The sequence below is a fragment of the Micromonospora purpureochromogenes genome (assembly GCF_900091515.1).
GTDB lineage: Bacteria > Actinomycetota > Actinomycetes > Mycobacteriales > Micromonosporaceae > Micromonospora > Micromonospora purpureochromogenes.
On sequence record NZ_LT607410.1, the window covers coordinates 6,479,803 to 6,492,769 of the forward strand.

General features: G+C 74.4%; 14 protein-coding genes. 7 read left to right on the plus strand and 7 right to left on the minus strand.

The genetic code is table 11. The annotated features are described in order from the left end of the window. Positions 1-24: 24 nt before the first annotated feature. Positions 25-990 (minus strand): DMT family transporter, encoded by a 966-nt coding sequence (locus GA0074696_RS29575; protein WP_088964121.1) that lies wholly within the window; start codon positions 988-990, stop codon positions 25-27. Positions 991-1,086: 96 nt separating this feature from the next. On the opposite strand from GA0074696_RS29575, the gene GA0074696_RS29580 reads away from it, so the two are divergent. After that, positions 1,087-1,785: an HAD family hydrolase gene (locus tag GA0074696_RS29580; protein ID WP_088964122.1), complete on the plus strand. Its 699-nt coding sequence runs from the start codon at positions 1,087-1,089 to the stop codon at positions 1,783-1,785. A gap of 12 nt (positions 1,786-1,797) precedes the next feature. Here GA0074696_RS29580 and GA0074696_RS29585 read toward each other — a convergent pair whose 3' ends face one another. Further along, positions 1,798-2,262: a hypothetical protein gene (locus GA0074696_RS29585; RefSeq protein ID WP_172894770.1), complete on the minus strand. Its 465-nt coding sequence runs from the start codon at positions 2,260-2,262 to the stop codon at positions 1,798-1,800. A gap of 89 nt (positions 2,263-2,351) precedes the next feature. Continuing rightward, positions 2,352-3,221 (minus strand): PhzF family phenazine biosynthesis protein, encoded by an 870-nt coding sequence (locus tag GA0074696_RS29590; protein ID WP_088964124.1) that lies wholly within the window; start codon positions 3,219-3,221, stop codon positions 2,352-2,354. Positions 3,222-3,254: 33 nt separating this feature from the next. Between GA0074696_RS29590 and GA0074696_RS29595 the strand changes: the two genes are divergently transcribed. The 3 genes from GA0074696_RS29595 to GA0074696_RS29605 all read left to right on the plus strand — a co-directional run bounded on the left by GA0074696_RS29595 (position 3,255) and on the right by GA0074696_RS29605 (position 6,377). Next, positions 3,255-4,538 carry a magnesium transporter MgtE N-terminal domain-containing protein gene (locus GA0074696_RS29595; protein ID WP_088964891.1) on the plus strand — a complete coding sequence of 428 codons (1,284 nt, stop codon included), beginning with the start codon at positions 3,255-3,257 and terminating at the stop codon, positions 4,536-4,538. Continuing rightward, entirely contained in the window at positions 4,531-5,133 is a 603-nt protein-coding gene (locus GA0074696_RS29600; RefSeq protein WP_088964125.1) for a DUF1003 domain-containing protein, read from the plus strand. Before GA0074696_RS29595 ends, GA0074696_RS29600 begins: the two co-directional genes overlap by 8 nt. A gap of 95 nt (positions 5,134-5,228) precedes the next feature. Next, on the plus strand, positions 5,229-6,377 hold the full coding sequence (locus tag GA0074696_RS29605) for an Mrp/NBP35 family ATP-binding protein (RefSeq protein WP_088964126.1): 1,149 nt from the start codon (positions 5,229-5,231) through the stop codon (positions 6,375-6,377). 236 nt (positions 6,378-6,613) lie between these two features. Here the strand turns inward: GA0074696_RS29605 and GA0074696_RS29610 are convergent, their stop codons facing one another. Then, positions 6,614-7,036 (minus strand): Sec-independent protein translocase family protein, encoded by a 423-nt coding sequence (locus GA0074696_RS29610; protein ID WP_088964127.1) that lies wholly within the window; start codon positions 7,034-7,036, stop codon positions 6,614-6,616. Positions 7,037-7,110: 74 nt separating this feature from the next. Beyond that, complete coding sequence (locus GA0074696_RS29615; protein WP_172894773.1) at positions 7,111-8,454, minus strand: S1C family serine protease; 1,344 nt, start codon at positions 8,452-8,454, stop codon at positions 7,111-7,113. 255 nt (positions 8,455-8,709) lie between these two features. Between GA0074696_RS29615 and GA0074696_RS29620 the strand changes: the two genes are divergently transcribed. Further along, positions 8,710-9,318 (plus strand): O-methyltransferase, encoded by a 609-nt coding sequence (locus GA0074696_RS29620; protein ID WP_172894507.1) that lies wholly within the window; start codon positions 8,710-8,712, stop codon positions 9,316-9,318. A gap of 55 nt (positions 9,319-9,373) precedes the next feature. Here the strand turns inward: GA0074696_RS29620 and GA0074696_RS29625 are convergent, their stop codons facing one another. Both GA0074696_RS29625 and GA0074696_RS29630 read right to left on the minus strand, forming a co-directional pair. Then, positions 9,374-10,849, minus strand: a complete 1,476-nt coding sequence (locus GA0074696_RS29625) for a leucyl aminopeptidase family protein (RefSeq protein ID WP_088964129.1) — start codon at positions 10,847-10,849, stop codon at positions 9,374-9,376. A gap of 144 nt (positions 10,850-10,993) precedes the next feature. After that, positions 10,994-11,161, minus strand: coding sequence for a DUF3117 domain-containing protein (locus GA0074696_RS29630; RefSeq protein WP_007455245.1), 168 nt, complete (start codon positions 11,159-11,161; stop codon positions 10,994-10,996). 190 nt (positions 11,162-11,351) lie between these two features. Here GA0074696_RS29630 and GA0074696_RS29635 point away from each other — a divergent pair, with 190 nt between their 5' ends. Beyond that, entirely contained in the window at positions 11,352-12,170 is an 819-nt protein-coding gene (locus GA0074696_RS29635; RefSeq protein ID WP_088964130.1) for a PaaX family transcriptional regulator, read from the plus strand. A gap of 4 nt (positions 12,171-12,174) precedes the next feature. Next, positions 12,175-12,966, plus strand: coding sequence for an enoyl-CoA hydratase/isomerase family protein (locus GA0074696_RS29640; RefSeq protein WP_088964131.1), 792 nt, complete (start codon positions 12,175-12,177; stop codon positions 12,964-12,966). Position 12,967: the final 1 nt, after the last annotated feature.

Here is a 12,967-nt window from a genome sequence, read left to right on the forward strand (position 1 = left end):
GTACTCCCGCGAAGCGCCGACCGGTCAGCCGGTGGGTGGGGCGGCGTCGGCGGGGACCGGGGCCGGTTCGGGGCGGCGGCCGGCGCGGGCGCCCCCGAGCACCACCACGGCCACCCCGACCAGCAGCAGGGCCAGCCCGGGCAGGGCGAGCGGGCGGGGCAGCTGACCGAGCCAGACCCAGCCGATCAGGGCGGCGCCCGGCGCCTCCAGCAGGATCAGCACGCTGACCGTGGTGGCCGAGACGCGGCGCAGGGCGTAGTTGAACATCGAGTGCCCGAGCAGTTGGGCACCGGCGACCAGACCGAGGATGGCCAGCCAGGTGGCGGAGTCGTACCCGCGCAGTGGCACGCCGCCGACCAGGCACACCACCAGCAGGATCAGCGCGCACACCCCGTAGCAGATGGTGGTGTAGGTGGCGGTGCTGATGGTGGCCCGGGCGCGCTCGCCGAACGCGGTGTAGACCGCGGCGAACAGGCCGCCGGTGATCGCCAGCAGGTCCCCGGCGAAGGCCCGCCCGGAGACGGCGACGTCCGCGCCGGTGGCGAGCACCGCGCCCGTCACGGCCACCGCGATGCCGGCCCAGACGGCGTACGGCAGGTGGCGGCCCTGCCAGCGGGCGATCAGCCCCTGCCAGACCGGCTGGGTGGCGCCGAGCGCGGTCGCCGCGGCGACCGAGGTGAGCTGGGCGCTCGGCATCCAGGTGGCGAAGTGGGCGGCCAGCGCGACGCCGGAGAGCACGCAGTACCAGCCCTCCCGCCGGCCCGCCCCCACGGTCAGCGCCCGGAACTCGGTCCGGCGGCGGGCCAACGAGAACGGGCCGAGCACGGCGACCGAGAGCAGGTTGCGCCAGAACGCGATGGCCAGCGCCGGGGCCGCGGCGAAGGCGACCAGCGGGGCGGAGGAGGAGACGGCGGCGACGGCGAGCGCGAGAACGCCGACGGTCAGCGGGTCCACCGGCGGGCGGTGCGGGGTGGGAGACACGGAGAGCAATACTCACACAACTCCGGCCACCACTTACCGTCAACGCTCCGTTACGATCATGCGCGTCCGCGCCGGCGATCCCTCGACGTCCGGAGGCGCTTTCCCATGCCCAGGTACCCCGCGGTGCTGTTCGACTTCTTCGGCACCCTGACCCGCTGCGTCCAGCGCGGCGCCGCCCACGAAACCACCGCCGAGCTGCTCGGCTGTCCCGTCGACACGCTCGCTGCGGTCCTCGACCGCACCTTCTACCAGCGGGCCAGCGGCCGGCACGGCAACGCCGAGGCGACGCTGCGCTGGGTCTGCGTCCAGGCCGGCGTCCACCCCTCCGACGACGCCGTCCGGGCGGCGGTGGCCTCCCGGCACCGGGCGGTACGCGCCGACACCCGACTGCGCGACGACGCGGTGCCCGCGCTCGCCGCGCTGCGGGAGCGGGGCGTCCGCACCGGCGTGATCAGCGACTGCACCCACGAGCTGCCGGCGTTCCTGCCGCAGCTGGCCGTCGCCCCGCTGCTCGACGCGCGGATCTTCTCCGTCCACGTCGGCCGGTGCAAGCCGGACCCGGCGCTCTACCTCGCCGCCTGCCGTCGGCTCGACGTGCGGCCCGAGGACTGCCTCTACGTCGGTGACGGCGGCAGCCGGGAGTTGACCGGCGCGCAGCGGGCGGGGATGACCGCCGTGCGGCTGGCCGCCCCCGACCTGGCCGGGCACCTGGTCTTCGACGCCGAGCCGGACTGGGACGGCCCGGTCGTCGGTTCGCTGAGCGAGGTGGTCGAGCTGGTCGACGCGGTGCCGGTCGGTTGCTGAGCGCCGAGCCGCTCAGCGGCGGCGGACCTTGTGCAGGCGGAACGGTTTACGGGTGGCGCGCACGGCGGGAGTCTCGCGCGGCACCTCGGCCAGCGAGTCGGCCGGCAGGTCCGTGCCGGCGTCCGGCTCGCCGGCCGGTCCGAGCCGGGTCAGCGCGCAGCCGTCGGCCGCCCAGCGGGCCACCAGGTCGGCGGTGGGTCCGGAGGCGTTCAGCCGCTTCGCCGCCACCAGCGGGGCGGAGGTCTCCCACGCCTCGGTGCCCGGCGCCAACCGGGTCACCTGGGCCGGCCAGGTCACGATCCGCCCGCCGTGGTCGCCGCGCAGGGTCACCCGCGCCTGCGCCGCGTCGGCCAGCCCGGGCGCGGACTGCTCGCCCGGCCCGCTGACCACGAAGAGCGACCCCTCCAGCGGTACGCACCACAGCGCCAGCGCCGGGCCGTCGCCGACGCTCACCCAGGCCACGGCCGCCTTCTTCATCGCCTCGTCGACCAGGGGCGTCGACACCGGGGCGTCCACCTCGTCCGTCACACCGGCATCCTCTCGTACGTGGGGCGTGTGGTCACCGGTCAACCGACGAACGGCGGGACCAGGATCTCGCCCCGGGCCACCGCCATGACCTGACCGGAGACGGTGGCGCCGACCGCCGCCCCGTCGGCCGCGGTCACGGTGCAGGCCAGCGCCGACGGGCGGTGGATCTCGATGCCCTGGCGGACCGCGTACGCGGAGCGCCCGTCGCCGGGGAGCAGCCCGCTGGCAACCAGCCAGACGCCGAGCCCGAGGGCGGCCGAGCCGGTGGCCGGGTCCTCCGGCACGCCGAGCCCGGGCACGAAGACGCGGGCGTGCGCGGTTTGCGTCTCGGCGTCCCAGGAGAAGACGCTGACGTGCTCCACCCCGTACCGTTCCGCCGCCGCCGCGTTGACCTTGGCGCGGGCCACCGCGTCCGGGCGGACCGGAAGGTAGGGAAACTCCAACCCGCAGCCGGCCACCCGGGGCGCCGGGCCGGCGTGGTCGTCGGCGGTGAGGCCGGCCATCTCCAGCAGCGGCTCCGGGTCCAGCTCCGGCCCGAGGGTGGGGGTGCCGCCGGTCAGGGTGGCACCGGTTTCGTCGACCTCGATCGGCAGCACCCCCGCGCCGCACTCCTGGGTGATACTGCCCACACCGAACATCCCGCGCCGACTGGCGGTGACCGCCGCGCCGACGCTGGGGTGCCCGGCGAACGGCAACTCCGCGGCCGGGGTGAAGATCCGGGCCCGGTAGGTGGCCCCGACCTGGGTGGGCGGCAGCACGAACACCGTTTCCGAGAGGTTGAACTCCAGCGCGAGCGCCTGCATCTGTTCGGTGGCGAGCCCTTCGGCGCCGAACACCACGGCCAGCGGGTTGCCGGCGAACGGGCGATCGGTGAAGACGTCCACGATCTCGTAGGCCAAGGTCGACATGTTGATAAACACTAGGCGCTTAGGCTGGTGCCCGTGAGCACGCCGAACCGGGTCTACATCGCCCGACTCGCCGGAGTCGCCGTCTTCGACCCGAACGGTGACCAGGTGGGCCGGGTGCGTGACGCGGTGGCCCGGATCCGGCCGACCCAACGTCCCCCCGAGGTGGTGGGCCTGGTCGCCGAGATGCCGATGCGCCGGCGGATCTTCCTGTCCATCAACCGGATCACCTCCATCGACGCGGACGCGGTGGTGCTCGGCAGCGGCACCCTCAACCTGCGCCGCTTCGAGAAGCGCCCCAACGAGCTGCTGGTGCTCCAGGAGCTGTTGGACCGGCGGGTCCAGCTCGAACCGGGCGGCCAGCCGGGCGCGGTGGTCGACGTGGCGATGGAGTGCAGCCGGGGTGGCGAGTGGTCGCTGTCCCGGGTCGCCGTCCGCGAGCAGACCGGCCGGCTCACCCGCCGTGGCCACCTGCACCAGGTCGAGTGGGACCGGGTCCGCGGGCTGAGCGGCATCGCCGCCAACCGGGGTACGGCCAACCTGCTCGCCGTGCTGGAGGACATGCGCCCGGCCGACCTGGCCAACGCCCTGCAGGACCTGCCCGACGCGCGGCGCAACGAGGTCGCGGCGGCGCTGGACGACGAACGCCTCGCCGACGTGCTCAGCGAGCTGCCCGAGCACGACCAGGTGGAGATCCTCGCCGCGCTGGACCGGGAACGGGCCGCCGACGTGCTGGAGGAGATGGACCCGGACGACGCCGCCGACCTGCTCAACGAGCTGCCGCCGCCGGAGCAGGACGTGCTGCTGGACCTGATGGAGCCGAACGAGGCCGACCCGGTCCGCCAGCTGCTGCGCTACGCCTCCGGTACGGCGGGCAGCGTGATGACCTCCGAGCCGGTGATCCTGCCGCCGGACGCCACCGTCGCGGAGGCGCTCGCCCGGATCCGGGAGGAGCAGCTTTCCCCGGCCGTCGCGGCCCAGGTGTTCGTGGCCCGCGCGCCGATGACCACGCCCACCGGCCGCTACCTGGGCATGGTGCACTTCCAGCGGCTGCTCCGGGAGCCGCCGGCGGAGATGCTCGGCGGGGTGGTGGTCAACGACATCGACCCGCTGCGGCCGACCACCCCCCTGCCGGAGATCACCCGCCGGATGGCCACCTACGACCTGGTCGCGATGCCCGTGGTGGACCGCAACAACCGGCTGGTCGGCGCGGTCACGGTCGACGACGTGCTCGACCACTCGCTGCCGCGCGACTGGCGGGACCGGGACGCCGTACCGGCCCCGAGCCCCGCCGAGGGGACGGACGGCGCTGATGGCTGACCAGCGACGGGCCGAGCGACTGGACCAGCCGCGCGAGCCCCGGGGCGTCAAGCTGCCCCGGTTCGACCCGGAGGCCTTCGGCCGGTGGTCCGAGGGGATCGCCCGGGGCATGGGCACCGCGAACTTCATCGTCTACATGACGGTGGTCATCGCGCTCTGGTTCGGCTGGAACACCCTGGCGCCGGCGCACCTGCGCTTCGACCCGTACACCTTCACCTTCCTCACCCTGATCCTGTCGTTGCAGGCGTCGTACGCGGCCCCGCTGATCCTGCTCGCGCAGAACCGACAGGCCGACCGGGACCGGGTGGCGCTGGAGGAGGACCGGCGGCGGGCCACCCTGCAGAAGGCCGACACGGAGTACCTGACCCGGGAGATCGCCGCGCTGCGGATCGCCATGGGTGAGGTGGCCACCCGGGACTTCCTCCGCTCCGAGCTGGCCCGGCTGGCCGAGGAGCTGGACGAGGCGGCCCAGCGCCGGCAGAAACTGGAACGCCGGCAGCAGGAGAAGGCCGTCCGGCGGGGCGGCGACGGCCTCGACGAGCCCCGCGACGACCTGGACGGCGATTACGCCCGCGGCGGCCGGCCGGAGGGCTGACGACGGGGGCCGGGCCCGTTCGAAGGGCCATCGATTCGCTCACACCGGCCCCGCTGGCGGCGGCGACGGATCACCGCCGACGTAGCATTGCGGGCATGTCAGCTCCCGTCAGCACCATCTCCGACGCGATCCAGGCCGCCCTGGCCACCGTCAACGACCCGGAGATCCGCCGCCCGATCACGGACCTCGGCATGGTCCGCTCCGCCGTGGTCGGCGACGACGGCGTCGTACGCGTCGAGCTGCTGCTCACCGTCGCCGGCTGCCCGCTGAAGGACAAGCTGCGCTCCGACATCACCGCCGCCGTGGGGGCGGTCCCCGGCGTGACGGGCGTCGAGATCGAGTTCGGCGTGATGAGCCCCGAGCAGCGCCAGGAACTCCAGTCGAAGCTGCGCGGCGGCAACGCCACCGAGGAGCCGGTGATCCCGTTCGCCCAGCCCGGCTCCCGGACCCGGGTGTACGCGGTGGCCAGCGGCAAGGGTGGCGTCGGCAAGTCGAGCGTGACGGTCAACCTGGCCGCCGCGCTGGCCGCCCGGGGCCTCTCGGTCGGCGTGGTCGACGCGGACATCTACGGCCACTCGGTGCCCCGGATGCTCGGCGCGGACGGCCGCCCGACCCGGGTCGAGGACATGATCATGCCGCCGCAGGCGCACGGCGTGAAGGTGATCTCGATCGGCATGTTCACCCCCGGCAACGCCGCCGTGGTGTGGCGCGGCCCGATGCTGCACCGGGCGCTCCAGCAGTTCCTCGGCGACGTCTACTGGGGCGATCTGGACGTGCTCCTGCTCGACCTGCCCCCGGGCACCGGCGACATCGCCATCTCGGTGGCCCAGCTGCTGCCGAACGCCGAGATCCTGGTGGTGACCACGCCGCAGGCCGCGGCCGCCGAGGTCGCCGAGCGGGCCGGCGCGATCGCCCTGCAGACCCACCAGCGGGTGGTCGGGGTCATCGAGAACATGGCCTGGCTGGAGCTGCCCGACGGCTCGCGGATGGAGGTCTTCGGCGCCGGTGGCGGCCAGGCCGTGGCCGAGTCGCTGAGCCGGACGATCGGCGCGCAGGTGCCGCTGCTGGGTCAGATCCCGCTCGACACCCGGGTACGCGAGGGCGGCGACGCCGGCAACCCGATCGTGCTGGCCGAGCCGGACGCCCCGGCCTCCAAGGCGCTGGCCCAGATCGCCGACCGCCTCGCCGTCCGCCGCGAGTCCCTCCTCGGCAAGCCCCTCGGCCTCAAGCCCGCCGGCCGCTGACCCCGCCCCACCCCCACGCTCCGCGCGCCCCCAAGATTCGCGCAAATACAGAGAAAGAGTGGCCTTCCGCGCTCGGGAGGCCACTCTTTCTCTGTATTTGCGCGCTCTGGGCGGATCTCCGCGCTCTGCGCGCTCAGCGCGGGTGCGCGCTCAGCGCCTTGCCTGGGGGCGGGCGCGCGAAGCGCGTGCGACGGGGGCGTGGTGCGGGTGCGGTCAGGTGGGGAGTGCGGGAGGCGTCAGGTGGCGTCGTCGTAGCTCGGGCGGGGGGCCGGGGCGGGCGCGCCGCCCGTGGCGGTGGCCTTGCGGCCGCCCCTGCCGCGCGGGTCGGCGGCGTCGGCGACGTCCTTGAGCTCGTTGTGCACGCCGGTCACGTCCGCCCGCAGGTTGTCGTAGACACCCTGCAACGGCTTCCGGATCGCCTGCTCGTCCTCTTCGCTGAGCAGGTGCTTGCGGATGAACGCCTTGGGGTGCAGGTCCTCCAGCTGGATGTCGGTGCCCAGCTCGCGGCTCAGGTCACCGGTCGCGTTGCGGGCCATGCCGCGCAGGTTGCGGACCATCCGCAGGCCGTCGTTGATGACGTTGGGCAGCCGGTCACCGAAGATCAGCAGCGCCAGGAGCAGCAGCGCACCGATCTCCCACCAGTTCAGGTTGTCGAGCACTGCTGGGCCTCCTCGTCGGCGTCAAGGCAAGACTACGCACGTCGAGGGCCCGGCCGGGAGGGGGTGACCGGTCCTCACTTGGCGTCTGCGGCGAGCGTCACCGAGGTGTTCTGCCGGGACGACCCCCGCCGGTACTCCACCGTCACCACGGATCCCGGCGCGAACTTGCGTACCAGCGCGATCAGGTCGATCGGCTCGGTCATCGGGCGGCCGTTCAGCTTGAGGATCACGTCCCCGGCCTTCAGCCCCGCGCCGGCCGCCGGCCCGGACGGCTCCACCGCCGCCAGCCGTACGCCCGCGCCGCCGGTGGCGGTGCCGGCGCCGGCGCCGCCCACCTGCGCGCCGATCACCGTACGGCGGGCCTTGCCGGTGCCGATGATGTCCTGCGTGATCCGCTTGGCCTGGTTGATCGGGATGGCGAAGGCGAGGCCGATGTTGCCCGCCTCCTGCCCCTCGGCCACCAGTGACTTGATCGTGGAGTTGACCCCGATCACCCGGCCGGCCGAGTCGACCAGCGGGCCGCCGGAGTTGCCGTGGTTTACCGCCGCGTCGGTCTGGATCGCCGCGTAGTAACGGACCGGGCCGCCGGGCTCCCCGGCCTGCATGGTGCGGTCCAGGGCGCTGACGATGCCGGCGGTGACGGTGTTGGCCAGCGAGAGCGGCGAGCCGATGGCGAGCACCGGGTCGCCGACCGCCAGCGCGTCGGAGTCGCCGAACTCCACCGGGCGCAGCCCGGTGCGGCTGACCTTGATCACCGCGATGTCCGACTCCGGGTCCTGGCCGACGACTGTGGCCGGCGCGGTGCTGCCATCGTTGAAGACCACCGAGGCCCGGCCGGTGCCGCCGGAGACCACGTGGTCGTTGGTGATCACGTGCCCGTCGGCGCTGACGATGAAGCCCGAGCCCTCGCTGACCCCGCCCAGGCTGGCCACCCGGACGGTCACCACGCTGGGCAGGACCTTCTCGGCGACCCCGGCCAGCGACTCGGGGCGACGCTGGGCCAGGCCCGGCGCCTCGGCCGGTCGGGCGCCGAGCGCCACCCCGCCACCGGCCCCGCCGCGGACCGCGAAGGCGTACCCGAGGGCTCCGCCGAGCGACCCGGCGAGCAGCGCGGTGATCAGCGGGACGAGCAACAGCTGGCGCAGTCTCGGGCGGCCGGGGGCGTCCGGGTCGCTGACCGGTTCCGGCGCGGCCCCGGCATCGGGCGCGCCCGGAATGACCACGGCGGCGGGCGCGTACGGGTCACGCCACGGGTCGGCCAACGCGTCGGACCACCAGGGCGATGTCGTCCCGCCCGGGGCGCCGTGCGGCGCCGTAGGCGGCCCCACCGGCGTCGCCCCGGCCGGCGGTCCCGCCGATGCCGGAGTCCCACCGGGCTGGCGCCAGTCCCAGCCGTCGGTCACGTCGGTGCCTCCCAGTCCGTCCCCGGACCCCCCGTGCCGCGTGGTGCGGCGGCCGTCGCGAAACGAGGGATACCGCTTCCAGGATTGCACGGATGAGCCGGATGGCATCAGCTCTTGCCGGGCGTGATCGTCGACGGCGGACGGCGCGGCTGCGCGCCGGAAGGCTCGCCTCTAGGCTCATACCGCCAACCCGCCCCCCGCACCACTCCCGCCGCCCGGAGGTGTCTCATCGCCACGGTCGCCAATTCCGGCACTCCGACGGCACAGGCGTTGCAGTTCGCCGAGTCGTACGTCGGCGAGGACCTCGTGCTGCGGACCGCCCGCAGCCTCGCCCGGGAGGTGGGCCTCGACGCGGTGACGCCCGGGGCCGGGGCGGCGCTGCGCCTGCTCGCCGCCGCCGGCAACGCCCGGGCGGTGGTGGAGATCGGCACCGGCACCGGGGTCAGCGGCGTCTGGCTGCTGCGCGGGATGCGGGCCGACGGCGTGCTCACCACCATCGACCTGGAGGTCGAGCACCAGCGGATCGCCCGGCGCATCTTCGTCGAGGCCGGCTTCCCGTCGGGGCGTACCCGGATCATCACCGGCCGGGCGCTGGACGTGCTGCCCCGGCTCGCGGACGGCGCGTACGACCTGGTCTTCGTCGACGCCGAGGCGACCGGCTTCGCCGCGTACGTCGACGCCGCGCTGCGGCTGCTGCGACCCGGCGGTGTGCTGGCCCTCAACGGCACCCTGGCCGGCGGCCGGATCGGCGACCCGGCCGCGCGGGACGCCGAGACGGTGACCGTCCGGGAGACGATCAAGGCGCTCCGGGAGTCCGAGCACTGGATCCCGGCGCTGCTGCCGGTGGGGCACGGCCTGCTCGCCGCCGTGAAGTGCTGACCCGCCGCCGACCGCCCGGCCCGGCGTCAGCCGCGCGCCGGCCGGGACCGCCGGCTCAGTCCAGCGTCGCCAGCCAGCGCAGCAGCCCGCGTACGCCCCAGCCGGTCGCGCCCCGGGTCAGTTCGGCGTCGTCGCCGTCGGCCCAGGACGGCGCGGACATGTCGATGTGCAGCCACCGGTCGCGCAGGTCGTCGGTGAACTCGCGCAGGTAGAGCGCGGCGGTCACCGAGCCGGCGCCGACGGCGGGCGAGCTGTGCAGGTCCGCCAGGTCACTGCCGAGGTGCTCGACGTAGCCGGCGGCCAGCGGCATCCGCCAGGCGGCCTCGCCGGCGGCGTCGACGGCGGCCAGCAGGTCGGCGGCGAGCTGGTCGTTCTCGCTGTAGAGGGCGCCGGTGCGCTTGCCGAGCGCGACCGCGTTGGCGCCGGTCAGGGTGGCCAGGTCGATCAGCAGGTCCGGCTGGAGCTCCCGGACCGCGTACGCCAGCGCGTCGGCGAGGACCAGCCGGCCCTCGGCGTCGGAGTTGGTGGTCTCGCTGGTCAGGCCGCCGTAGTGGCGGACGATGTCGCCGGGACGGAACGCGGACCCGCTGACCATGTTCTCCGCCAGCGGAGCGAGCGTGGTGATCCGCACCGGCAGCCGCAGCGCGGCCGCGCCCAGCGTCGCCGCGACCACCGCGGCCGCGCCGGCCATGTCCTTGCGCATCAGCTTCATCGCCGGCACCGGCTTGATCGAGATGCCGCCGGTGTCGAAGGTGATCCCCTTGCCGACCAGCACCACGTGGGTACGGGCGTCGGCGGGCCGCCAGTCCAGCTCCACCAGGCGAGGGGTGCTCGCCGAGCCGCCGCCGACGGCGAGGATGCCTCCGAAGCCCTCGGCGGCCAGTTCCTCGGGCCCGCGTACCCGCAGGTGCAGGTCGGGCTGGTCGGCCGCGGCGGCCTCGACCTGCGCGACGAACCACTGCGGGTTCTTCACCGAGGACGGGGTGTTGGTGAGGTCCCGGGCGAGCCGGGTCATCCGGGCGGTGGTCTCGGCCACCTCGACCGCGTCGCGGTACGCGTCCGGGTCATCGACCAGCAGGTCCACCCCGGTCAGCGCGGGCGACTCGCCGGCCTCGGTCATCCGGAACCGGTAGGAGGCGAGCAGCAGCCCCTCGACGAGGGCGCGGACCGCCTCCGCGCCGGTGCCGGGCGGCACCGAAAACGTGATATGCGTCTCATCCTTGCCGGCGCGGGTCAACGCCGCCCCGGCGGTCCGCCAGGCCCGGTCGGCGCCGTCGCCGATGCCGAGCAGCAGCAGCCGGGCCGGGGTGCGGGCCGGGCGCAGGTGCGCGTACGTCTCGCCGGCCCGGCCGGTCAGCCGGGTCGCCGGCAGCAGGGCGGTCGCCTCCGCCAGCACCTCGTCGGGCAGGGCCGGCCCGGTCGGGGCCAGCGTCGCCGGGGTGTCGCCCCCGTCGGTGTCGGCCGCGGCGCGGACGGGCAGGACGAGAGTGTCGAGCCGGTCCGGACCGGCTGTCAGGCGGATGGCGAGCACGCTGGACCGTACCTCCGAGAAAGGATCGTGGTGCGGGGCCTGGCCACCCGCGAACACAGGCGAAGACCCTGAGCCACCGGCCGTGGCCGGTGGCTCAGGGATACGACGGACCGCCCGCGCGTCGCCGCGCGGCCTGTCGGTCGATCAGCCGGCGGCCGCCTTCAGGGCGTCACCGAGTGCATTGGCCTCGTCGGGAGTCATCTCGACGACGAGCCGGCCACCGCCCTCCAGCGGGACCCGCATGACGATGCCCCGGCCCTCCTTGGTGACTTCCAGCGGACCGTCGCCCGTCCGCGGCTTCATCGCCGCCATGTTGTCTCCCCTCAGACCTGTATCAGGGTCGGTGGGTTGCCCCACAGCCACTTCGTCACGACCACCCGCAACGTGCGCGGAGGTGTCGACCAACGATTTTCCCTGATGAACACCGCCGGACCCAAACCGGAGCAGCATTGATGTAACAGCATCTAGCGTATCTTGAGAAGGCCTGTCACAATGTGCGGTCATGCAGGCACGGTCGGCACTCTTCGACCTGTACGGCGACTACCTCCGACCGAGGGGTGGCCGTGCACCGGTCGCCGCCCTGGTCAAGCTACTGGCGCCGCTCGGGATCGCTCCTCCGGCCGTGCGCACCGCGGTCTCCCGGATGGTTCGCCAGGGCTGGCTGGACCCGCTCCGGCTGGCCACCGGACCGGGATATTCGATCACACCGAAGGCCGCCCGGCGACTCGACGAGGCGGGCGCCCGGATCTACCGCACCGGCCGGGTCACCTGGGACGGCCGGTTCGACCTCCTGGTGCTCCAGACCCCGACGGCCCGGCGGGACCGGCAGCGCCTCGCCGCCAACCTGGCCTTCCTGGGCTACGGCACCCTCGACGAGCACACCTGGGTGGCCACCCGGGCGAGCGAGGACGTGGACCTGCTCCTGGAGGAGGCGGGCGTGCGCTACGAGCGGTTCACCGCCGCGCACGCCGCCGGCACGCCGGGCGCGATGGGGGTGGTCCGCCGGGCGTGGGACCTCACCGAGATCGGGCACGCGTACGAGCGGTTCGTCGCCGAGCAGCGGCCGCTGCTGTCCGGGGTGACCGTGCGCAGCGGCGACGAGGAGGCGTACGCGGCCCGGTTCCGGCTGGTGCACGCGTGGCGTACCTTCCTCTTCCGGGACCCGCAGCTGCCCCCGGCGCTGCTCCCGGAGCGCTGGCCCGGCACCGCCGCGGCCAGCTTCTTCGACCGGCACGCGGCCCGGCTGCGGCCGGCCGCCGACCGGTACGTCGAGCACTGCCTCGACGCCAGCAACCGCATCGCCCGACAGAAGGGTCGTTAGAAACGTGACCGAGCCGCTGCTCGTCGACCGCACCGACGCCGTGGTCACCCTGACGCTGAACCGCCCCACGGCGATGAACTCGCTCGACGTGGCGCTCAAGGAGGCGCTCCGGGACACCCTGGCCGAGCTGGAGGCCGACCGTTCCTGCCGGGCCGTGGTGCTGGCCGGCGCGGGCGGGCAGTTCAGCGCCGGCCAGGACCTGCGCGAGCACGTGCAGACCCTCCAGTCGACCACCACGAACCCGCTGGACACCGTGCGGGCGCACTACAACCCGATCGCCGCCCGGCTGGCCAGCCTCCCCAAGCCGGTGGTGGCCGCGGTGCGCGGGATGGCGGCCGGGGCGGGCGCCTCGCTGGCCTTCCTCGCCGACTTCCGGGTCGGCGGCCCGAAGACCAAGTTCCTGATGGCGTTCGCCGGGGTGGGGCTGGCCGCCGACACCGGGGCCTCCTGGACGCTGCCCCGGCTGGTCGGCCACGCCAAGGCCGTCGAGCTGCTGATGCTCGCCGAGCCGGTCGGTGCCGAGGAGGCCTGCCGGCTGGGCCTGCTGAACAAGCTGGTCGAGGACGACGAGCTGGTGCTGCCGACCGCGCAGGAGCTGGCCGCCCGGCTCGCCGCCGGCCCGACCGTCGCGTACGCGGCGATCAAGCGCCAGCTCTCCATCGCCGACGCGGGCACCCTCGCCGACGCCCTCGCCGCCGAGGCGCAGGCCCAGGCGATCTGCGGCGCCACCGCCGACCACAAGGCCGCCACGATGGCGTTCGTGGAGAAGCGCAAGCCGGTCTTCGAGGGCCACTGAC